The 21,772-nt window shown below is 66.9% G+C and carries 14 protein-coding genes and 1 tRNA gene; 7 read left to right on the top strand and 8 right to left on the bottom strand.

Annotated elements, in window-relative coordinates; all coding sequences use genetic code 11:
• Positions 1–34: 34 nt before the first annotated feature.
• Complete coding sequence (locus LH044_RS14520; RefSeq protein ID WP_227756301.1) at positions 35–1,612, bottom strand: alpha/beta hydrolase; 1,578 nt, start codon at positions 1,610–1,612, stop codon at positions 35–37.
• 70 nt (positions 1,613–1,682) lie between these two features.
• Here LH044_RS14520 and LH044_RS14515 point away from each other — a divergent pair, with 70 nt between their 5' ends.
• The gene (locus LH044_RS14515) at positions 1,683–2,561 is read left to right on the top strand and encodes an oxygen-binding di-iron domain-containing protein (protein ID WP_227756300.1); all 879 of its coding nucleotides are present in this window, start codon (positions 1,683–1,685) and stop codon (positions 2,559–2,561) included.
• Positions 2,562–2,617: 56 nt separating this feature from the next.
• Here LH044_RS14515 and LH044_RS14510 read toward each other — a convergent pair whose 3' ends face one another.
• Positions 2,618–3,331: a heme-dependent oxidative N-demethylase family protein gene (locus tag LH044_RS14510; protein WP_227756299.1), complete on the bottom strand. Its 714-nt coding sequence runs from the start codon at positions 3,329–3,331 to the stop codon at positions 2,618–2,620.
• 175 nt (positions 3,332–3,506) lie between these two features.
• Between LH044_RS14510 and LH044_RS14505 the strand changes: the two genes are divergently transcribed.
• Both LH044_RS14505 and LH044_RS14500 read left to right on the top strand, forming a co-directional pair.
• Positions 3,507–4,220, top strand: a complete 714-nt coding sequence (locus LH044_RS14505) for a hypothetical protein (protein WP_227756298.1) — start codon at positions 3,507–3,509, stop codon at positions 4,218–4,220.
• A gap of 220 nt (positions 4,221–4,440) precedes the next feature.
• Positions 4,441–5,301, top strand: a complete 861-nt coding sequence (locus tag LH044_RS14500; RefSeq protein WP_227756297.1) for a TylF/MycF/NovP-related O-methyltransferase — start codon at positions 4,441–4,443, stop codon at positions 5,299–5,301.
• 46 nt (positions 5,302–5,347) lie between these two features.
• Here the strand turns inward: LH044_RS14500 and LH044_RS14495 are convergent, their stop codons facing one another.
• A complete protein-coding gene (locus LH044_RS14495) occupies positions 5,348–6,469 on the bottom strand; it encodes a hypothetical protein (RefSeq protein ID WP_227756296.1) in 1,122 nt (373 codons plus the stop codon).
• Between the two features lie 265 nt (positions 6,470–6,734).
• Here LH044_RS14495 and LH044_RS14490 point away from each other — a divergent pair, with 265 nt between their 5' ends.
• Together LH044_RS14490 and LH044_RS14485 are read left to right on the top strand one after the other, a co-directional pair.
• Positions 6,735–9,737 carry a hypothetical protein gene (locus LH044_RS14490; RefSeq protein WP_227756295.1) on the top strand — a complete coding sequence of 1,001 codons (3,003 nt, stop codon included), beginning with the start codon at positions 6,735–6,737 and terminating at the stop codon, positions 9,735–9,737.
• A gap of 193 nt (positions 9,738–9,930) precedes the next feature.
• Positions 9,931–11,082, top strand: coding sequence for an FAD-dependent oxidoreductase (locus LH044_RS14485; protein ID WP_227756294.1), 1,152 nt, complete (start codon positions 9,931–9,933; stop codon positions 11,080–11,082).
• Between the two features lie 103 nt (positions 11,083–11,185).
• Here LH044_RS14485 and LH044_RS14480 read toward each other — a convergent pair whose 3' ends face one another.
• Positions 11,186–12,121 (bottom strand): DUF6159 family protein, encoded by a 936-nt coding sequence (locus LH044_RS14480; RefSeq protein ID WP_227756293.1) that lies wholly within the window; start codon positions 12,119–12,121, stop codon positions 11,186–11,188.
• A gap of 211 nt (positions 12,122–12,332) precedes the next feature.
• Between LH044_RS14480 and LH044_RS14475 the strand changes: the two genes are divergently transcribed.
• Together LH044_RS14475 and LH044_RS14470 are read left to right on the top strand one after the other, a co-directional pair.
• Positions 12,333–12,405 (top strand) — tRNA-Thr (locus tag LH044_RS14475).
• Between the two features lie 412 nt (positions 12,406–12,817).
• Entirely contained in the window at positions 12,818–15,217 is a 2,400-nt protein-coding gene (locus LH044_RS14470; RefSeq protein ID WP_227756292.1) for an SIR2 family NAD-dependent protein deacylase, read from the top strand.
• A gap of 80 nt (positions 15,218–15,297) precedes the next feature.
• On the opposite strand, the gene LH044_RS14465 is transcribed toward LH044_RS14470, so the two are convergent.
• The 4 genes from LH044_RS14465 to LH044_RS14450 form a co-directional block, all read right to left on the bottom strand.
• Positions 15,298–16,080, bottom strand: coding sequence for a type I restriction enzyme HsdR N-terminal domain-containing protein (locus tag LH044_RS14465; RefSeq protein ID WP_227756291.1), 783 nt, complete (start codon positions 16,078–16,080; stop codon positions 15,298–15,300).
• Between the two features lie 526 nt (positions 16,081–16,606).
• Positions 16,607–17,428, bottom strand: coding sequence for an ImmA/IrrE family metallo-endopeptidase (locus LH044_RS14460; RefSeq protein WP_227756290.1), 822 nt, complete (start codon positions 17,426–17,428; stop codon positions 16,607–16,609).
• A gap of 22 nt (positions 17,429–17,450) precedes the next feature.
• Positions 17,451–19,415 carry an HD domain-containing protein gene (locus tag LH044_RS14455; RefSeq protein ID WP_227756289.1) on the bottom strand — a complete coding sequence of 655 codons (1,965 nt, stop codon included), beginning with the start codon at positions 19,413–19,415 and terminating at the stop codon, positions 17,451–17,453.
• 290 nt (positions 19,416–19,705) lie between these two features.
• On the bottom strand, positions 19,706–21,712 hold the full coding sequence (locus tag LH044_RS14450) for a hypothetical protein (protein WP_227756288.1): 2,007 nt from the start codon (positions 21,710–21,712) through the stop codon (positions 19,706–19,708).
• Between the last annotated feature and the right edge of the window lie 60 nt (positions 21,713–21,772).

Raw genomic sequence — 21,772 nt, 5'->3', positions numbered from 1 at the left:
AGCGGTCGACGCTCGGCGGGTCGGATCCGTCGAGTCAACCCATGAGGTCGGCCGGGTCGATGCCGAGCTCGGCCATGCGCTCGCGGTAGCGATCGTGGGCGCTCAGCGCCTCGCCGCGACGGCCGTCGGCCGGCAGTGCACGCACCAGCGATTCGTGCGCTCGCTCGTCGTACGGGTCGAGCTCGATCACCTCGCGGCAGTGGTCGACGACGTCGTCCCAGCGTCGCTCTTTCTCGGCCGCCGCGGCGAGCCGCCGTCGGGCACTGCCGACCGACAGCGCCACGCGCTCCCGGGCCGAGATCGCCCAGTCCTCGTAGGCGTCCTCCGGCAGCACCGGACCCGTGTACGCCGCGATCAGCGCGGCGTCGTCGCCCGCAGCCATCGCCTCGTCGACGGCCACGAGGTCGAGTTCGACCTGCGCGAGGTCGAGCCGCACCGCCTCGCGGTCGGCGGCCAAAGCGCCTCCCAGAACCCGGCGGATGTTCGACAGGACGACCGACAGCCGGGCGCTGCGCTTGGCCTGGTCGAGCTCGTCGGGCCACAGCAGGTCGGCGAGCTCGTCGCGCGGCACCGGCCGGGCGATGGCGACGGCGAGCCGCTTGCAGACGAGTCGGGCCTGCCGCGATCCCCATGCGCTGGCGGGAACCGGCTCGCCGTCGACCAGCACCTCGAAGCCGCCCATCGTGGCGATGCGGACGGTGCGCTCACGACGTCGTCGGGACGGCGGGCTGACCGACCCGACGACGAAGCGCTCGAGGTGGTCGACCCAGTCGTCGACGTCGCCGGCGTGGACGAAGTGGTCGTTCCCGTCGAGCTCGATCAGTCGTGAGGTCGGCACGAGCGCAGCGGTCTCGCGGGCCATGGCGATCGGCACGACCCTGTCGTCACGGCGGTGCACGATGAGCATCGGACAGGTGACCGAGCCGAGCAGCGGTCGCACGTCGATCGCCTCGATCATGTCGAGCAGCTCGCGGAGGGCGGCGGGCGTCGCCGACTGCCGCTCGTACCGGGCCTCCCAGGCCCGGTAGTCGGGGTCCTTGGCGACGCTCGGTCCGAACACGTCGAGGGTCACGGTCTCGTCGGTCCCCCACCGCTCGTGGAAGTACGACACGAGCTCCTGCCGCCCCTTCCGCTCCTCGTCGGTCTCGTCGCCGATCGTGCGGGCGCCCGAGGCGATGAGCGCGAGCGACTCGGTGCGCTCGGCGTAGGTGGCGGCGAAGGCGATGGCGACCGGCCCGCCCTCGGAGATGCCGACGACGTGCGCGCGCTCGAGGCCGGCGGCGTCCATGACGGCGGCGAGGTCCTCGACGCGCTGGTCGATCGTCGGCATCCGCGACGTGCGGTCCGAGGCGCCGGTGCCCCGCTTGTCGAAGTGGACGATCCGGCCGAACGAGCCGAGGCGGTCGAACAGCTTCCGGTACTCGGGCCGCTCCCAGGCGAGCTCGATGTTCTGCGCGAGCGGCGGGACGATCACGACATCGGCGGTGCCCTCGCCCCAGCACTGCCAGGCGATCGCGCCGCCGTCCACCCGGGCGAACTGGATGGGGGCGCCGACCGCGTCCTGCATCTGCAGATCTTCGCTCGGTTCGTGGAGCGCGATCGACCCCTCCATGGCTGCAGATGGTCACCGGCGGACCTTTGGAGATCCTGTGCACGGCCGTTCCCAAAGGCCCGATGCGACGGTGCGGCGGACACACCCGATCGACCAGGAGGTCATCGCCATGCACACCGCACCGCCTACCAAGACCCGCTTCGAGCCGACGCAGATCGCGCCCGAGACGTTCCTCGTCCACGACCACCACGGCGAGGGCACCGAGCCGGTCTCCGTCGGCCTCAACACGATGGTCATCCGGGCCGCCGAACCGGTCGTCGTCGACACCGGCGTCGTCGAGAACCGCGACCAATACCTGGAGGACGTGTTCTCGCTCGTCGAGCCCGACGACATCCGCTGGGTGTTCATCAGCCACGACGACGTCGACCACACCGGCAACGTCAACGCGCTGATGGCCGCTGCGCCGAAGGCCACGCTCGTCATCGACTGGTTCATGCAGGAGCGGATGGGCGCCACGCTCGAGGTGGCGCCGGACCGGTGGCGCTGGGTCCGCGACGGCGACACGCTCGACGTCGGTGACCGCACGCTGCACATGGTGCGACCGCCGGTGTTCGACTCGCCGACGACCCGGGGCCTGTTCGACCCGACGACCCGCGTCTACTGGGGCTCCGACGCCTTCGCGACGCCGATGGTCACGCCGGTCCGGTCGGTGGCCGACATCGACGGCGGCGACTGGGTCGCCGGGCTGCACACGTTCGCCCGGTACGTCAGCCCGTGGCTCGAGCTGGTCGACGACGGCCGGTTCCAGCGCACGGTCGACCGCATCGAGGCGCTGCGGCCCGCGGTCATGGCCGGATGCCACACGCCGGCGATCGCGGGGAGCTTCGTCGACGCCGCGCTGGCTGCGACACGTGAGGCGCCGACGGCCGACGTCCCGCCCCAGCCGGACCAGGGCGTCCTCGACGCCATCGTCGCCGCCCTGGAACCCCGGGAGCTGCATGTCGCCTGACGCGGTCACCCCGGATTCTCGTGTCGATCCTGCGTCGGAGAGCCCACCTCTTGGCGTCAGAATCCGGGGTGACCGTCGGGCTGCACCCGGTGCACGTCGGGCCGCATCTCGGACTTCGCCGTCGGGCAGTAGAGGTGCGGGTGCGGTTGAACCGACAGGTTGCGACGCCGGACCACCCGGCCGACCGGGAGCCGGTCGAAGAAGCGGTCGACCCGGTCGCCGATCTCGTCGTAGTGGGCGACGTGCTCGTGGACCAGCGGCATCGGCAGGCCGATGCGGTCGTGCAGCCGCCAGTGCGACGGGAAGGCCAGCACGCCGGCGTCGAGGTGCCAGGCTCCGTCGCGCCGGGCCATCAGGCAGAGGTCGTCCTGGACCAGCCGGCCGGCGGCGGCGAGCGGGTGCTCGTCGGGATCGGGCGGGTCGTGGTCGATGTCGTGCCCACGGAGCCACGACGTCACCTCGGCGAGCAGCTCCTCGGCCGCCGCGTCCGTGCCGGGCAACGCGCCGAACACCACGTCGCGTCGCTCGTCGAGCAGCCGGGATCGCAGCGCGAGCTCCATCGACCGGGCCTGGTCGGCCAGCAGCCACTCGTCCGTCGACCCGGCGTGCGTGCCGACGTGCAGCGTGGGCGGCGCAGGCCGGAGGTCGAGCTCGTCGAGCCAGGCGGGTGGACCGTGCTCGTCGACCATCGCGACGTAGAGGTCCGCGTCCGGCTCGTAGGCGAGCGCATGCCGGGGCAGGCCCGTCGCAGCATCGGCCTGCCAGTCCATGACTGCTCAGTGTCGCAGCCGAGCACCGTTCGAGCACCGTGCGTGGCGGTAGCTGCGGAGAACCCGTTCGGAGTTGGCTTCAGTTGAGTGAGGAGAATTCGCTCTAGCGGGGTCTATTCCTGAGTGCCGTTCAAGTGTTACGGTCACGCGACTCAGCGATCTGGGGGGATCGAGAATGGCGATGGTGATGATGAAGAAGTCTGGTGTGGCGCGTGCGGCCCTGGCGGCTTGTGCAGCGGCGGTCGTGGCCGTGGGGGTGGCGTGCGCGCCCGAACCGGCCGGTCCGGGTGGAGGCGGTGGCACGACGACCACCACGACCACCTCGACGACGATCCCGTTCTCGCAGCCGACGGGTGGCGTGTGGACCAACTTCACGATGGCCTGCACCGCGTTCACGCCGGTGGGGAACTTCCCGTTCAACCAGTCCGCGTCGGTGAACGTGACGGCGCCGCCGAGCGCCCCGCAGGGCAGCGAGTTCTACATGATGGTGACGCCGGGCCCGTTCATCCCGCCGGTCGAGGTGTCGGGGTACTCCCTGAGCTCGATGGTCGGGATGACCATCCGGTTCCCGCTGTCGCCCAACATGCAGCTGCTCGACACGGTGCTGTCGTCCAGCATCAACGCCGGCTCGGGCATGCCGAGCGTGAAGGTCGAGGGCACCGACCTGGTGTACCGGGTCCCGGGTCCGTTCATCCCGGGCCAGGAGATCCAGATGCCGCAGGTGCGCCTGCAGGTGAAGGCGACCGGTCCGGTCGGCTCCACCATCCAGACCAAGCTGACCTCGATGTCGAGCGTGGCCATCGTCGGCGGCATCATCGAGGTGCCGAACAGCTGCACCGGTCCCGTCGGCAGCTTCTTCAACACGACGATCACGCCGGCGCTGCCCTGATCCGGCTCGGCGCCGACCACGGCGTCACGAACTGAGACACTCGACCGAGGGGAGCCCGAACGGGCTCCCCTCGTCGCGTCAGCGGGCGTGTGTCCCGGACGAGCCATCTCGAGGACCGGCCCATGGGACCCGATCTGACTGACCAATTGTCAGGCAGGCGCATCTCGGGCACACTCGCGCCGACGACCGCATGACGTGGACGTCAGAGGGAGGGACTCCGATGACCGACGTCTCGGAACGGACGGGCACCGTCTCGCTCGAGGATGCGCAGCAGCGCTACATCGAGCTGTTGAAGGCGGCGCTGCGCAACTCGCTGTACAGCAACCCGAAGCCACCGACCAAGGTCGACCTGGCGAGGATGTGGCTGTTCAAGCGGCAGCTCAAGTACAAGTACCGCCACAACCAGAACCTGGTGGCGCTCGCGCTGTCGCCGACCGACCTGTATTGGACGGTGCAGGGCAACCTGCTGCCCGCCCACACACTCGGTTCGCAGGCCAACGTCGACAACGTGCACTCCTGCGTGGAGCGGGTGCTGTCCGACGGGGTGCCGGGCGACCTGCTCGAGGCGGGCGTGTTCCGCGGCGGTCAGTCGATCCTCATGAAGGGCATCCTCGACATCCACGGGGCCACGGATCGGAAGGTGATCCTGGCCGATTCGTTCGAGGGCCTCCCGGAGCCCGACGCGGAGTCGTGCATGGACGACGTCATCGCGCACGAGCTCCTGAAGAAGGTCGGGCTGTTCGCCGCCGGCGCGGACATGGTGCGCGACAACTTCGAGCGCTACGGCCTCTGGGACGAGCGCGTCGTGTTCATCAAGGGCTGGTTCAACGAGTCCCTGCCGACCGCTCCGATCGACCAGCTGGCGATCATGCGCCTGGACGCCGACTACTACCAGTCGACGATGGACGCGCTCACCAACCTGTACCCGAAGTTGTCGGTCGGTGGCTGGGTCATCCTCGACGACTACGGCCACCCGCTCGGCTGCCGCCAGGCGGTGCACGAGTTCCGCGAGGCCAACGACATCACCGATCCCATCGAGATGGCCGACGACCAGGTCGGCTTCTGGCAGCGCACCAGCTGATCCCTCAGCCGGCCCGGCGTCGCCGGCGAGAACCGGCAGCGCGCGCTCAGCCGGCGCAGGAGGTGAGGCGGACTGTGTCGGGTGCCGTCGCTTCGATCGTGGCGCCGGGGTGCCGGCTCGACCACGTGGACAGGGCACCGGCGAGCGCGGTGGCCTGCGTCGCGTTGTCCATCTTCGTATCGAGGCGCAGGCAGTCGGTCGTGCCGTCGGACCAGGTGACGTAGGCGTCGCCGGCCCATCCGACGGTGACCGGGTCGACGGCGTCGAGGGCCAGCCCTTCCCGCAGGAGGAGCGTGAGCATGAACTGCCCGAACGGGCCCGAGCGCACTGCGGCGCCTCCCGCGGGCGGGGTGGCGACGGGGACCGCCGGCTCGTCGGCGAGGAAGCGGGCGGTGTCGAAGGCCTGCTCGGTCGTCTCCGGATAGCGGGTGAGCGACAGGTCCGGCCCGGCGGGATTGCCGAGCGCGGCGATGAGCTCGTCCTGGAACAGGGCACCGCGCAGGTAGGGCGCGCTCGTGAGGGTGAGCAGCGTGATCGGCACCTGGAGGAGCGCGGGGTCCGAGCCGAGCTGGAGCTGCTCGGCCAGGTCCTGGAACCGCTCGAGGTCGGACATCGAGTCGAAGTACTTGCGCTGCACCTCGGAGGCGCTGCCCTCGATCGCCACGAGGGCGGCGAGGTAGTCCTCGTCGATGAGGCCGTCGCTGCTGATGTCGTTCAGGTCGAAGAGCTGGTCGTCGAGGGCGTGGGTGAGCTCGTGGGCGATGACCTCTCGCCGGTAGGGCGTGAGGTCGGTGCCTCGGACCTTGAGCGCCTCGGTGACCGGGTCGTAGAAGCCGACGACTCCCCCGCCGAAGGCGATCTGGTACTGCTCCCAGAGCGAGACGCCGGGTTGGATCCAGCCGAGGGCGGTGAAGGCGACCTCGTCGGCGTCGACGCCGGGCTTGGCGGCGTCGAGCGAAGCGAGCACCTCGGCGCGGAAGTCGGACTCGGAGAGGAACTCGACGACCGGCGGCGTCACGAACTCGTGGCCGCGTGTCGCCTCCACGAACTGCACGATCTGGTCGACCTGCTGCTGCGGCGTGGTCGGCGGTGCGGTGCACCCGCTGACCACCGCGATGGTCGCACCGACGGCCGCCAGCGCGACCCAGAACCTGCGGATCCGTCCCATGTGGCCCCCCGGCTTCGACGGTTGTGGGTCGGATGGTAGGTCGCGTCGCGTCGCGGGGCATCAGGATCCCCGACGTCGGAGTGCCGGACTTCGGTAGGTTCCGTCCGATCCCTGCGGGGATCCGTAGGAAGGGAGGGCACCCACCATGGGCCTCGTACCTGCGCGACGAGCCGTCGCCGTCGTCCTCGGAATCGCGCTCGCAGCATTCGGACTGGCGAGTTGCGCACCGCCCGAGACGCCGCCGGACGCGACCAACATCGTCAACATGACCGACGAGCAGGTCGAGACGAAGCTCACCGAGATCCTGCCGGACGCCCAGGCTGCGATCGCCGACCCGTCGATCCTCGAGTCGATCCCCGCCGAGTACCGCGAGGAGGCCAGACGAGTCGTGGCCGACCTGGGAACGGCCGAGGGCCGGGACCGGCTCACGGACGAGCTCCGCAAGGACGCCGCGACCACCCGCGGCGGCTTCCAGCGGGCGAAGGAGAAGTTCGCCGGCGGTCTCTTGGACACGGTGGTCGCGTTCCCCGAGACCCTGGTGGCCGACCCGGAGCTCCACGCCACGCGCAGCCCGGCGCCCCCGACGACCGGCGTGTCGGTTCCGTACGAGTCGACGTCCGGCGCCTGCAGCGCGCCCGGCGGCACCGGCACCCTGCCTGCGCCGGAAGGGCTCGTGCCCGATCAGCTGATCACGCCCGAGCACGACGTGTTCGCCAAGTACTCGCTCCGCCTCGACCAGGTCTTCGCCAACTTCACCCTGGAGCCGGTCGGCGAGAACACGATAAACGGCACGCGCGGCGTGGAGTTCCGGGGGTCGGGTTCCACGTGGCAGATGCGTGTCCAGGTCGACGTCCAGGACGTCAACAAGGGCTTCCCGGTGCGGGCGCTCTATCCGATCTTCCACCTCCGCCCGGTCGGCGGGACCGCCGCCGACGAGCGCCAGGTGTTCCCCGTCGAGGGCAACCTCTACTGCTACGCGAACGACGGCAGGGGTTCGAACCGCGGGTACTTCGACGGCTGGATCCCGATCCCGCCGACCGAGCCGGGCTTCCAGCTCATCGCCGAGGTCATCGAGAACGACTTCTACTTCCGGCTCGGCGGTGAGGCGTTCGAGCCGCTGCTGACCCAGTCGGGGCCGCAGTTCTTCGCCGGTGCCGATCGATCGACGGTGCACATCGGCCAGGACCCGGTGACCCGGAGCGGTGCGATCACGCACTCGGTCGGTGCGTTCGCGACGATCTCACCCGACCCGGGCAACGGGAACCCGAACGCCGTGACCGACACCAACGGCCTTCCGGCCGACGACGTCGAAGCGGCGGTCGGCGGCTTGCTCGAGTCGAAGGTCGTGGGAGCCCTGTCCGACCAGCTCGACGGCGTCCTCTCGAACTACTACGCGATCACGGTCTGGGGCAGCAACGCCGTCCGGCCCGAGGCCGACGTCGACCTGCGGTTCGTCGACCCGCACACCTCCTTCCCCGAGGTGACCGACGAGCCGCTTGGCGCGGTGGGCGCGCTCGAGGCGCTCATCAGCGGGGAAGGTCACGCGGATGTCGGCCTGCAGTTCCTCGGGACGCCGTGCTTCGGGCTGACCCTCGACGTCGAGTTCGAGTCGACCGCCGACATCTGGGCCGACTCGGCGGGCTTCGGTACCGGCATCCTCCCCCGGTTCAAGGTGCGGACCGAGCCGGACACGAACCTCGACATGCCCTGGTACGACTGGCTGCTGACGCCGTGCGTCCTCGGCTTCCTGATCGTCGCCGGGAAGGCGCCGGGGTCGGTCGAGGACGGCGTCAACGGCGCGCTCGACGACGCGCTCGGGGACGGCGGGACGATCACCAAGCTGATGTCCGGCCTGGACCTCGACACGTACCTCCCGAACCTGACGATCGACCCGATCAGCATCGGGAACTCCTCGACGGGTGGAGCTGTCATACGGCCGCACATCGGCAACATCGACAACGCGTGGTGCAGCGCATCGGGGGCGCCGCCCGGGTGCAGCGGCGACCAGAGCCTGATCGGCCGCAACGGCGTCGAGGTGGTGGCCGACGCTTCGTTGGCGTCGAACACGGTGCAACCGATCGGCACGCAGCTGTTCGCGCGGTTCCCCAACGTGTTCTCCCCGACGGTGACGACCAAGCTCGAGGACCTCGTCGTGTCCCACCGCGACACGACCGGCACGGCCGCCGGACTGGGGATCGTGGTCGATCCGCGCCTCATCAACCTGGCGTTGCGCGCCCTGGCGCAGGGACCGTCGTTCTCGCAGACCACCAACGGCCTGGCGGACATCAAGGACTTCGCGCTGCCGATCAGCGGGTTCTCGCTGACCACGAGACCGGAGGTCGCACCGATGGTGCTCGGAGTGACGAGCCCGCAGGGGCTGAACGAGCGACCGACGGCGCCGGTCGTGGCACCGGACGTCCGGGTGGCGCTGCGGACGGCGCCCGAGGCGCCGAGCGCGATCTCCTACTCGGTCGCGGCGTACACGAACATCGGCCTGACGTTCGACCCTGCGGCTCGGTCGGTGAAGCCGGTGTTCGACTCGCCGATCATCGACCTGCAGGTCACGGGCGGCTGCCAGGTGAACTACGAGACCTCCTACTTCCTGTCGTACGGGTTCTGCGGTCGTGGGACGGGCGGCAACGGCGGCTCGGGCATCACGTCGGTGACCGACCTGCTGGACGAGATCGCGAGTTCCATCGTGGCGCCGCTGGTGAACAACAGCATCGGCAGCATCGGCCTGCCCTCGCTCGACGGCCTGGTGCCCGGGACGCACCTTGCGCTGAGCAACGTGCGGTTCGCCGACCGTGGCGGCAACCTCGCCGTCTACGCCGACATCGCGCCGCTGCCCTTGATCAGGCTGGTCGGCAGCTCGGCCGGCTACGGCGGTGAGGACGACACGATCCGCTTCTTCGCCGTCCCGACGAACATCAACATCGGCGACCCGAACGCGTCGATCGCCTGGTCGATCAAGGACAAGGTGACCGGTCAGCCCGTCGGGTTCTCGTACGTACCGGGCACCGGCAAGACCGCCGTTCAGTTCCCGTCCAATGCGTTCACCCCGTCGGACAACGTCGACAAGCGCAAGACGGTCCAGGGCAGCGTCACCGTCGACCTCGGTGATCTGCACGTCGTCGGGAACGGCGAGTTCAGCTGGGTCCCGCCGCAACCGGTCCCGCCCCCCAACTGCCCGCCCGCGCCGGGGCAGTTCCTCAAGGCGCTGCCCGGCGGCGTGGGCGGCTACGGCTCGATCGGCACGGTGGTCTGCTGAGGGAGCGAAGGTTCCCGCCGGTGGCGCAACCCACCTTCACCGCGAACCGGCGAGACACGGCCCTCAGTCGGGCGGTCGGCCGCCGTACGGCCATCGGCGCGATGGATCCGGCGGATCTGGTCGGTCGCCACGGCGACACGCCGACGAGCACTCGTCGCCGCCGAGCCGAGCGGCGCGGGCGATACTGGCTGCCGTGCTGCCACGACGTTCGACGTACGGACGAACCCGCGTCGTCGTGATCGGGATGGGCGACACCGGCGTGCTCGTGGCGACGCACCTGGGACGATCGTTCGACGTGGTCGGCGTCTCGACGAAGCCGGCGCTGGTCAGCGGTCAGGAGCTCGGCACCCGCCTGGCCGACCCTGATCTGTGGCGTCGCAACTACCTGACCCCGCTCGACCGGTTCCGCCGTCTCGACCGCGTGCGCACCGTGCACGGCGCCGTGAAGGCGCTCGACACCGACGCGAAGCTCGTCGAGGTCGCCGACGCCGGCGGTGCGCTCGTCTCGCTGCCCTACGACGTGGCGGTGATCGCCTCGGGCACGACGAACGGGTTCTGGCGGCGCAGCGAGGTGGAGGACCTCGCAGCGGTCGAGGCGGGGATCACCGAGGTCGCGACATCGATCGATCGCGCCAGCTCGATCGCGATCATCGGCGGTGGCCCGACCGGGGTGAGCTCGGCGTACAACCTGGCCAAGCGCCGGGCCGGTCTCGATGTCCACCTGTTCTACGCCCAGGACGAGCCGCTGCCCGGCTACCACCCGAAGACCCGTCGACGCCTGATCCGAGAGCTCGCCGAGGCCGGCGTCCACCTCCACCCGGGGCATCGAGCGTCGGTGCCCGCCGGATCGCCGACCGATCGGCTCACGACGGCGCCCGTCGAGTGGACCACCGGCCAGGAACCCTTCGTCGCGGACCTGGTGCTGTGGTCGATCGGCGACGTGCAGCCCAACTCGGGCTTCCTGCCCCGGGAGATGCTGGACGAGCACGGGTTCGTAATGGTTGACGAGCATCTGCGGGTGCAGAGTCACCGCGACATCTACGCGGTCGGCGACGTGGCGGCGAGCGATCCGGCGCGCAGCTCGGCGCGCAACTTCGGGTACCGAGTCGTGGTCCGCAACATCCGCCGCGCCGAGCGCGGGTCGACCAAGCTCGTCTCGTTCACCCCGCCGAAGTACCGCTGGGGGTCGATCGTGGGCCTGCAGGACGACGGGATGGTCATCCACCAGCCGAACGGGTCGGCGTTCCGGGTGCCGCGCTGGGCCGCGCAACGGGTGCTGATGGACGTCCTGAACAGGACCGCCATCTACGGCGGCGTCCGGAGCGGGCGTCGAACCTCACGCTGAGCCGCTCTCGGGGGCTCGGGCGCACGTCAGAGGCCGGACATGCTGGCGCTGCCGATGGGTCGGCATCCGGCGCCGACGGATGGCCCGCCGCCCTGGCGTCTCGTCAGGCGGCCGCAGCGACCTCGTCGGCGGCTGCCGGGGAACCACCACGGGTGCGCACGGCACCGCGGAGATCGGCGTCGGTGAACGGGCCGAGGGCGCCGTCGCCGGTGGCCCAGCGGTAGAGGGCGATGCCGAACACGTTGCGGCAGGTGGCGGCCTTCACGGCGCCGATGAAGATGAGGCCGACGCCGACGACGGCGAGCACCGCACCGGCGGCGATCGCGGGCGTGCTGCGGACGATCAGGCCGAGGGCGATGCCACCGGCGAGGAGCAGTGTCCCGGGCAGGGCGAACACCAGTCCGAACCGGGCACCGATGCGGACGGTGCCGAACACCGACTCGCCCCAGGTGCCGCGGATGATGCTGGCGGAGCGCTTGATGGCGGCGACCGTGCCGACCTGCTCGAGGACGATGATCGGCAGGACGAGGGTCGTGACGATCGCCCAGAGACTGGCGACGATGCCGGCGAGGAGGGTCCGGACGATCTGGACGACGATGCCGTTGTCGCTGTCACCCCGGATGAAGCCGACGAGCGCGCCGACCGCCACCGAGATGGCCGACCAGCGGACCAGCGTGCCGAGCTTGGCGTGCGCGGCGGAGCGGGCGGCGTCGTGGTCGAGCGGGCGACCGTGGAGGACGTCGTCGGTGGCGCTCACGAGCGCCGCCAGTTGGAGGTTCGCAGCGGTGAGGCCGGCGATGACCGCGCCGACCACGGCGATCGCACCGAGGATCATGGCGACGATGCCGAGGACGGTCTTGGAGCCGTCGAGGGCGGCGTCGCCCACGGCGAGGAGCACGACGCCGACGAGCGAGCCGATCCCGCCGATGACCGCACCGGCGACGGCAGCCTTGACCGCGTAGCGGTTCATCTCCGGATTCTGCTTGACCAGGTCGTAGCTGCTCTTGGTCAGCTCTCGGCTGTTGCCCCAACGGCTCATGGCGGTGATCCCTTCGGCGGTGTCGGTCGCAGGTCGCGCAACGTCGATCTGGGAAGGGATCGGCACCGCCGAGGGCCGACTGGAGGAAGCGCAGCGGCGAATGAGCCGTTCAGCCCGGCTGTTTCTGCGCAGAGAGCGGTGCTCCCGCCCGGCGCATGCCGCAGGGTGCGTACAATCCGCGATGTCGCTCCCGGGCAAACGCCCGGGCGCCGCCCGAGTAGCTCAGCTGGCAGAGCAGCTGTCTTGTAAACAGCAGGTCCGGAGTTCGACTCTCCGCTCGGGCTCTGTTCAGACCGGCCGGAACCCGTCAAGTAGGAGCGTTCTCGGCACGTGGTCAGATTGGTGTTCAGACGTGTGCTCGACGGTTTCGAACGCCACGACAACGACATGAGACTCACAACATGGCGCAACGCTCCTTGCATCCGTTCTTGAGTTCCACCGAGTTGCGCTCGTTAGCGCCACGGACCTGACACGGTCGCACCTGGGCGTCGCGCCACACCGCCAAAGGCCGCTGCCCCGGGCCGGCTTCTGGCGGCTGCGCCTGACCTCAACCCGTGAGCCTGGGTGTTCACGTCGGTGGATCGATCCGACCGAACCCAGAGTGGCGACTTCAGTCCTAGGCCGACATAGGAGCGGTCCACTCGCCCTAAGACGATTACAATGGCTCCTTCTGAAGGGGAGTGGAGAATGCTAGATGTGACTCAGCTCGTCAGCGCGATCGATCCTCGGGCTACATCGTTGATTTTGGGAGCGGGCGCATCAGTGCCGTCTGGCGCACCGACTGGAAGGCAGCTTGCAGATGCTCTCTCCGACTCCCTCGGTGGAGGGGAAGTCGACGGCGATCTGACTGAAGTCGCAAGTATCCTTGTTCGACGGCATGGCCGTAAGCCCGTGGTCGACCTCGTTCGGGACAAACTGAGGAACCTGGAGCCGACTACCGGTCTTCTGGCGCTGCCCCAGTTCCCGTGGCGCGAGATCTATACGACCAATTTCGATCTGCTTGTCGAGACTGTCTACAAGAGGGCCGGCAAGCCGCTGGCACCGGTTCGCTCGAACTTCGAGTATGCGCGTGTTGACGATCCCGAATCTACGCCACTGTTTAAGATTCACGGGTGTGTCACCCAAGATGTAGTCGATGGTGACTCCACGGGCATGACTCTCACCTACTCCGACTACGAGCAGTACCGCGAGTACCGAGAGACCATCTTCAGCCACCTCAGCCTTCAGCTTCAGACCCGCAATACCCTGATTCTGGGGCAGTCGCTGGCAGATCGACACCTAAAGGACCTCGTTGACCTAGCTATCGATCTCACCAAATCGCGCGGTGCGACGGGCCGAGTGTTCGTCACGCTGTACGACCACGACATCGATCGGGCTGGTCTCATCGAGGATCGGGGGGCCTCGGTATGCTTCGCAGGAATCGATGAGTTCATCCAAGCCCTGCTGGACAGCACCGACTCGACATCAGATGACCTTCCGGTTCCGGACCTCGGCGATGATGTCAGCGTTCTGCCCAGCAGGATCTGGCCTTCGACTACATCTCCTAGACACGCAGAAGAGCTTGAGCCCAATGTCCGCCGGCTCTTCAAGGGTGGACCCGCCTCCTATGCAGATATCCGAGCGGGCTACACATTCGCCCGAGACCTAGAGAACCCAGCGCTGGAGTCGCTCCGAGGCGGTAATCTGGTCACAACGATCGTGGGCGCAGGAGGTGTAGGCAAGACGACTGCCGCACGGCGACTCGTCAGCACTCTCGCCGCCGAGGGCTACCAGGTCTGGGAGCATCGCGCGAACTTCCCCCTGCAGCACTTTGCATGGCTGGAAGCCGATTCTCGACTTCGTGAAGCGGGCGATCGGGGCGTGCTGCTCATCGACAATTGCCCCCCGTTCTTGTCGCAGGCAAACAAGCTCATGAACAAGCTCCACCAGCGGGAGGGTACGGGTCTTCAGATCCTCCTGACGGCTAACAGTGCGGAATGGAACGGGCGCATCAAGTCCCCGGCCGTGTTCAGTGGCGGCGAGCCGATTCTCCTGTCCCGCCTGTCCACGGTCGAGATTGGCCGCCTCTTGAATCTCGTCGGCGAGCGTGGCGAACTCATGAAGCTGGTCGACTCTTCATTTGCGCGGCTGAATCGGCAGGACCAAGAGCAACGCCTTCGCTTGCGATGCAAGGCTGACATGTACGTCTGCCTGATGAACATATTCGGCAACGAAGACTTGGAGTACCTGCTCCTTGTCGAGTTTGCAGAATTGGACAAACGAGCACAAGATGTGTACCGCAATGTTTGTCTAATCGAAGCCACCGGCGCTCAGGCGCATCGGCAACTCTGTGTCCGACTCTTGGGGCTTGAGGGAGTGCCAATTTCCTCGGTACTGAATAGCCTTGACCAGGTAGTCGAGGAGTTTGATATAAAGCCTTCATTAGGCCTCTACGGATGGTGCACTCGCCATTCGGAGATCGCTCGCACGATCGCCAAGTACAAGTTTTCCGACGATGCCGAGCGCGAGGACCTTCTATCTGCCGTGATCGAGACCGTGAATCCCATCAGTGACCTGGAGCGAGCCATTCTAAGGCAAGTGTGCGACTACGACTTCGGGGTCTGTTCCCTTACAGATCGAGATGCGCGCCTGAAGCTGCTGCGAAGAATAATCGAACGCGCTCCTGACCAACGCATTCCGCGTCATCGGCTTATTGGCGAGCTGCTGGCGCAAGGCCGGTTTGGCGATGCAGACAACGAGATCGATGCCGCCGAGGAATCTGCGGGGACTGATCCTCCCTTGGCGAGATACCGAGTGCGGGTTCTCCTGCAGCGAGCCTTGAAGGCCGATGGGCTACTGAAAGAGGACCGGGCTGCGATCATGCGAGAAGCAAGCAGGAAGGCGCAGAAGGCCGCAGGGAAATACCCCGACGACAAGGGCGCATTCGACACCTGGATCGAGGTGGGCGAAGAGTATGCCAAGCTGACTGGGGACCCGACGGACCTCGAGGAGGCCTACCTTGCCGCCTTGGAGGCGTATGAGCACATCCAAGACCCGGCGCTGCAGAAGACGCTAGAAGGTGCCTACGCCGAACTCCGGCGATACACATCCATCTAGTGCAGGCTGGGTGCGCTCCTTGTAACACAGCACCCGCGGACTGCATGGACCCGACTGAATGAGGGTGACAGCTCGGGGACTCAGAGATTGGACGGAAGTCCGCCAAGGTGAGCGATGCCCTCCTCAGCCTTTCGTGCCCGTCGGCGCTCGCCCCATTCGTCGAAGTTGGCGAACGTCTCGGTGTGCTTGCGAACAGACTCTCGGGCTTCCTCGGTCTCATACATCCTGGCCGGCGTCTCCAACTGCGGGAACGCTTCACGGGAATGCTGGTTGCTCCCGAAAGGCATAAGGAACATGATCTTCGAGACGTCAGCAAACGCCATGATTTCGTCCTTCTCTATGCTCCGAATAGCGTTATGGCAGCGAGAAGAGAGCCCATTGAGCTGGGTTAGGGGCAAGCCGGGACAGAATGGGAGACTGGTATCGGCGTGGAGTGGTGCGTCTTTGGCGTCCCTGTTTACCTTCAGATAGTTGACAACTTTGCCAAGCTGCGCCTTCGAGGGAAGCTTGCCGACAAGGCGACCGTCCCGCTTGATGGCCTCACCGTCCTCCGTGTTGAAGGCTTGGATGTCGGAGCCGTTCGTGACGATTACGAAGAGAACGCCTTGTGACCTGCCGTATGCCAGGGCCTGGTCCCGGTCCTTGTTGGTCAGCTTCTTGCCCCTGCGCTTCGCCTCGATAAGGAACTGCGGATGTTGCTTCCCTGCCGCGACGAGGATGTCGATGTAGCCCTTGGTGTATCGATCCGTCTGCGCAGTCGCGGTCTCGAAATCGAGGGCAGTCTCGATCTCGTAGCCCCGTCGAACAAGGTACGGGATCACACGCTTGATGACCGTCTCCGTCTCCGTAAGCGTCGTCGCCATTTGGTCCTCTCGCTCTCGCCTGACCGCGATCGCCGATCGTAGAGTGGCAAGGCGCCCGCACAGGGATCGGAGGGTCGGTCAAGGCCGGCGCCGGCGGCGCCGCCCGGAGGGCCTGGCCTTCAGGGACTCGGGCAGCTGGACCCACCATGGACTTCGGAGGCCGGCCAGCCCGGCTCCCACGAGCCCGTCCTCTGTGACTGAACACCGACGTTGCCCCCCGACCGACTCGACCACCCCTGCGGGAAGGCTCGGAACGACACAATTGACATTTCACCAGCGCAGATGCCGGTGTGGCGCAACTAGCCGATCTGCCAGTCGGTCCCCATGTCGCCAGCTTTTCGTTCCGATCCAATGGACTCCCCCGAGGGCAAGGGCAAGGCCCGTGCTGCGTGGGATGCGTACGCGAATTCGTGAACACACCAGCGGCACACCCCGTCCTAACCCGTACAACTCCCGTTTCAACGACTCTCGCGGACAAATGTGAGGCAAGTTCTAGGGGTGTGACGGGCTGGGGCGAGGACCAGCTTCACCGCAGCGCTGACGAGACGGCCCGTGGAAACAACTCCATCTGACCGAGCTCGAGCTGAGTTCGTGGCCGGATGAGTACAAGCACTTGGCTGCTGCCCGGCTCGCGCTCTGCCTCGACGTGGAGTTGCCCGTTGAGATGCCCCAGCCGCAACTCCTCGACGCCCTGGGCTGTACCCCTGACCCACGCCGCTTCAGCTACAAGGCTTCCGAGTCGGGCGTGTTCGGGAACGAACGGCTCGCCGGCTTTCCACCCGATCCGCAACGCACGCCCCTTGGTGGGATGGTCAGTCTCGCGGAGCGCTACGGCCACTGCTCCTGGGTGATGTGCGACGGCAGACATCGCTGCAGCCTGCAAGGACACGTCGTACTGGTCACGGATTAGGCGGAGTGAACCCGGCGTCCAAGGGAGCCCGGCTACCTCGGCGCTCGGAACCAGCAGCTCGCTCGCGAACCGATTGCAGAATAGCTCCTCGGAGTCCGTCCACTCGCACGTCCGATCGTGTGGAACCATCCGCCGATTGAAGAAGAAGCTGTGTCCCACCTCATGAGCCAGAGCGAATCGAAGCCTTCGCCGGGCGAGCGATCTCGTCCGCTCGGCTCCGTCGCGTACCACGACGTCGAACCCGGCGGTCGAACGGGGGACGAGGTAAGCGTCCCGCTCTCCTGTCCTTGAGGTCCTCACCACACGGAACAGCCCTGCCTCACAGACCTTCTTCAAGCTGACCGCATGAGGCCGTGAGCCGAACCCGCCGACAACAGCGCTACGCACCTCACACGCCAATGAGCGCGCCACGTCGATGTCGACCTCCCGTAGCGTCACCGCGGGCCAAGTCACATCGTGTCTACTCCCCCGCTCCCTCGCTGGGGAACAGAGAAGGTGACTCGTCGGGAGCCTCGTCGACCTCAGGATTCACAGCACCAAGGGCGAAGTGATCTGCGGACGCAGCCTCGGCGATCGCCAATGCCTGCTCGCGCAGGTTTGCGTACGTCCGATCGCCAGAGGATTCCGATTCAGTGGGCGCCTCTCCACGCCGGGTCAGAGCCGCTACCCGCCGCTGTCGCAGCGAATCAACAATATGTCGCTCCTCATCCTGGGGAAGTCTGTGACTCGTACCGATCGATGCTCCGATGGACGCTTCCGCATCCTCGTGCTGCGCCGCCTGGCCCTCCCACCGAAGGCCGCCCATCTCTTTGCTGAGTTCGGCAAGAATCGCCGAACAAAGCTCAGGATCCGCGGCGACGGATGACGAGGCGTACACGCTAACAGCCCAGAGCTCTCGATGGCTCTCACTAATCGCTTCGCCCTGTAGGCCATGACGGTCGTGAAGGCGGAGTGGCTGAATCGTTCGTCCGTCAGATGTGACCAGAACATCGGCTGGCTTGAGGCGCATCTTCGGGTGCGGAATCCAGAGCAGGAGGTGCCAACCCTCAGTCAGTCCAGCGAACCGGGCAACGCGTCGCTCGATCTCGCGCTTCTTGGCCGGGTTTCCAAAGGTATTGAAGAACTTCTCACGATCGAGACCAGCCGTCTGAGGGGCCTTGCCAATCAGCTTGAAGATGCTGCGATCCAGGACGCTGACGGTCAAGTCTCGGATCGCCTCCTGCCGGCTATTGGCTGGATCCTTGTATTCGGAGGCGATGTGCTCCAGCACGCCGTCGTCGCCCCGCTCAAGAAACAGATCCTCTAGGCGTCCGGCTACTCGGGCCCGAGCGGCATCGATCACTTCGGAGTCCTGAACGCTGTCTGTGACGGCGTCGATGTCACGTTCGAGGTCACGATCCTTGACTACGCCCGCCTCCCGCAGTTCCGCGATCAGCAGTTCATCGCTCCACATTGCGAGGAGCTTCCCGATCATCGCGTCTGCGCCGAGCTTGGTGTGGTGCACCAACACTCGTTCGGTTTCCTCATACCGGTACCGGAGATACTTGAAGAGCTCGGTAACAATGTCAGCGCGTTCACGATCCCCACGCGCGATTCGCATCACCATCCGCTCTGCACTCCAGCTGCCAGACGGTGCAACGTAGAAGCCATCAAGGAATCGATGGCCGAGGCTCGCCGGCAGTCCGGTCATGTAGTGGTCGCGCTGGAGGTAGTCGATCAGGTCAGCGCAGATCGTGTTGCCCACCACATCGCGGACGAACGGGTATCGCAACTCCGGCGGTCGGTCCGAGAACGGCGGCAACTCCTCGTAGGTGTCGTCGCTGAACGGGTCCGCCTTCGAGAGGATCAGGGGCTTCAGCGCGTCCAGGAGCCCGCCGGCGTCGATCGGTGCTCGGATGTCCTCGGGGAACTGGCTCCACAATCTGTCGAACCGTTCCTCATTCTCATCGTGAGGGGCGAGAAGCTCGAGGTCGTCCTCAAGGGTGTGGCCGAACGGAATGTGACACAGGTCGTGAAGGAGACCGCCAAGGCGACCCAGCACGATGGACTCGGCGAGCCGCTTCTCGTACGGGAAGTCGCGGTCGCCAGAAGCTGCCCATTCCTCGAATAGATCGCGGGTCGGGTGAGGTCCCGATCGCTGGGCCTCCACCACGTCGAGAATCCGCTGCGAGACGTGAAGAGCCCCCAGCGAGTGCGACAGCCTGCTGTGGGTCGCTCCCGGGTAGACGAGATTGGAGGTGCCCAGCTGGCGTACGCGACGCAGACGCTGCAATGGTTTGCTGTTGAGCAGAGCTACTTCGAGCCTCGACAGATGGATGTCGTGATGGATTGGATCCGTCACGACCTTGCCGGGGGCGAGCATCGCCTCATCGAGACCCCACGGCCTCTGTGCCCTGAGCTCGGCTGTCAGTCCCCATACGGTCATGGCTCGCCTCCGATCGCGCAGCCTAGCGCCGGACCAGGTGATCGATTCGTTCGATCGAGGTACGCGGGGTTCGGCGCCGACCGGCCAGGTTGGCCGGAACGTGACGTCGGCCTGCGCCGATCCGCAACACCGTGGGCTCGACCCTCGGCGGGATAGCAGACGTGCTGGGGTCACGATCTTGGAGCCCGGCGGAGCCCCGACGGCCGATCAGGTACCGGACCGCTCAGGCCCAGGGACAAAGCGCCGCGACGGCGAGAGGACGCGCGGCCCCCTCGCCAGTCGCGACAGAGTTACGAGGCGGCCGCCTTGAACTGCTGGGCCTTCGAGCCCACGACCCGCTTGACCGACTGCCAGGTGTGGTAGCGGTCGGCCATGAAGGCGGTCGTCAGGGCGGTCGGTCCGAGAGCCGTCTGGATCTCGTTTGCCATCCACTGGTTGCCGTTCTCAAGCTGCCGCACGCCGAGTACCGCTTCGATCATCTTCTGCAAGGTGTACTCGCGGCACTTGCCTTCGATGATGCGACGCAAGTCGTCATCACCATCGGGGTTCATCTCGGAGTCGATCTCGTCCACGAATCGCGTGAAGCCACGGAAGTCCTCGTTGAGTGCGAGGAGCCCTGCGCTCGAGGCGCTCTCACCGATGAGGGCAGCGGCGCGATCGGTCACGTCATGTCCACCGACGATCGCCTGCTCGTTGATCCATGCCTCCGACTTCCACTCCACGTTCAGGTTGAGTGGTGGGTTCTCGGCCGGCTCAGACTCGTCGCCGTTGTCATCGAGCAGCCCGAGCAGGGGGTCACGGCCCGGGCCCGTGGGGGGCCCGCCCGAAGGTGTCGAGGTGGACGTGCCCGTTCCGGTTGACCGGCCAATTCCTGCGCCCGGCGCTGATCCCGAAGCTCGGACGCTGCCGCCGGCTCGGCGGCGGTACTTCTGCGGCCGGAGGCGCTTGAGCATCTCGGCGATCCGCTTCATCACCTCGGCAGTCACGGTCTGGTCGCCCAGCGATTCCTCACGGGCCTCGGCGATGACGGCCTTCACGGCGTCCGGAAGCTGCTCCTTGAACTGTCGGGACCAGGTCATGAGCGCTTCGTCGTTCTCCATGACCTGGGTCTTGCTCTTCGCCAGCATGACGTGTGCGCGCGCGAAGTCCGAGTCGACCTCGTCGTAGCCACCCACCGGCTCGATGATCAGCGAGACCCTCGACTTGCCGAACACGATGCCGAAGCGAGCGAAGAGCGCATTCGACCCGATTCCCTCGCGCCAGTCGTGAAGCTCTCCCTGGTACATGACGGTGATCCGGCCTGGACCTGCGGTGCGGCTCGTCACGTCAGGCGCTCCCTTCACCCGGTCGACCGGGAAGCACCAGAAATGGACGCGGGCCGCTGGCACGTTGAGCAGGGGGTCTCCTGCGCAGTCGACGGTCCCGTGCGTCTCATACGGAAGGGTGTCGTGAGTGCGGAGCCAGTCCGAGGCATCGGTCCACACGGCACAGGTTCCACGGATCGCCGACGGCTTGAAGTACATGGTGTCGGGGTCCTTGGACCTCCCCGAGATCATGTCCTGGTTGACCGCTGACCCCGTAACAACGTTGGATCGGCCCTGGCCGACGGGCACGTCTGCCTTGATGTCGATGTTCGGGTCCAGGATTCCGTACCGGGTGTTGAGGTACTTCTCGACCCAGTTCGATGGCTGGCCGAGAAGCGTGTCTTCGACTCCTTCCTTGCCATGAAAGGTCACGACCGTCCCCGACCCAGCTTCGAGGATCTCAGATGGGAAGAGGCGCTCGGCGTGCCTCGAGATGTCGACGGTGCGCTCACCGTTGGCCCCGATGGGCAGGAAGTCGTAGCCGTTATGGGGGTCTCGCCCCAGCCGGCACATAGTCGCCTCGCCGTCGCGGAGGGTTCGGATCGACACGCCAGCGGGATGACGGGTCGGGCCGGAGATCTTGAGCCCCATGCCCTGGTTCCCGCCCTTGGCCTGGTTGTTGTTCGCGCCCGACACGGCGAGCGTCTTCGCGTACCTCTGCACCTCTTCGCGGGTCATTCCGTCGCCATTCCCCATGACGGACAGGCGCCAGACGGGGTCAATCCCCTGGGCGACCTCTGCGTCGATGGTCGTCCAGTCGACGCCGACGCGAATCCATGGCCGGTACGGATCCCCAGCGTCAAGCTTCTCAACAGCCCGACGGGTCACAGCCTCCATCTCGTTGTGGAAGGCCTCTCGGATCTCCTGGTGCGGAAGGAGCTCGGCCTCAAGCTTGTCCGCGACGAAGTCCGCGTTTTCGAAATCAAATGGCATGTCAATCTCCTGAAAGCGGTGGCACTGGTGCCACGGGTTCGTGGAGGCCGCTTCGCTTCG

The organism is Dermatobacter hominis (assembly GCF_020715685.1).
Taxonomy (GTDB): Bacteria; Actinomycetota; Acidimicrobiia; order Acidimicrobiales; family Microtrichaceae; genus Dermatobacter; species Dermatobacter hominis.
The sequence above is the reverse complement of the archived record's forward strand: the minus strand, read 5'-3'. Positions and strand labels throughout refer to the sequence as shown.

Bases quoted from the DNA above. Each gene is read 5' to 3' on its own strand.
- LH044_RS14520 (WP_227756301.1), bottom strand. From the start codon at position 1,612: ATGGAGGGGTCGATCGCGCTCCACGAACCGAGCGAAGATCTGCAGATG.
- LH044_RS14510 (WP_227756299.1), bottom strand. From the start codon at position 3,331: ATGGACTGGCAGGCCGATGCTGCGACGGGCCTGCCCCGGCATGCGCTC.
- LH044_RS14505 (WP_227756298.1), top strand. From the start codon at position 3,507: ATGGCGATGGTGATGATGAAGAAGTCTGGTGTGGCGCGTGCGGCCCTG.
- LH044_RS14500 (WP_227756297.1), top strand. From the start codon at position 4,441: ATGACCGACGTCTCGGAACGGACGGGCACCGTCTCGCTCGAGGATGCG.
- LH044_RS14495 (WP_227756296.1), bottom strand. From the start codon at position 6,469: ATGGGACGGATCCGCAGGTTCTGGGTCGCGCTGGCGGCCGTCGGTGCG.
- LH044_RS14490 (WP_227756295.1), top strand. From the start codon at position 6,735: ATGACCGACGAGCAGGTCGAGACGAAGCTCACCGAGATCCTGCCGGAC.
- LH044_RS14480 (WP_227756293.1), bottom strand. From the start codon at position 12,121: ATGAGCCGTTGGGGCAACAGCCGAGAGCTGACCAAGAGCAGCTACGAC.
- LH044_RS14465 (WP_227756291.1), bottom strand. From the start codon at position 16,080: ATGGCGACGACGCTTACGGAGACGGAGACGGTCATCAAGCGTGTGATC.
- LH044_RS14455 (WP_227756289.1), bottom strand. From the start codon at position 19,415: ATGACCGTATGGGGACTGACAGCCGAGCTCAGGGCACAGAGGCCGTGG.
- LH044_RS14450 (WP_227756288.1), bottom strand. From the start codon at position 21,712: ATGCCATTTGATTTCGAAAACGCGGACTTCGTCGCGGACAAGCTTGAG.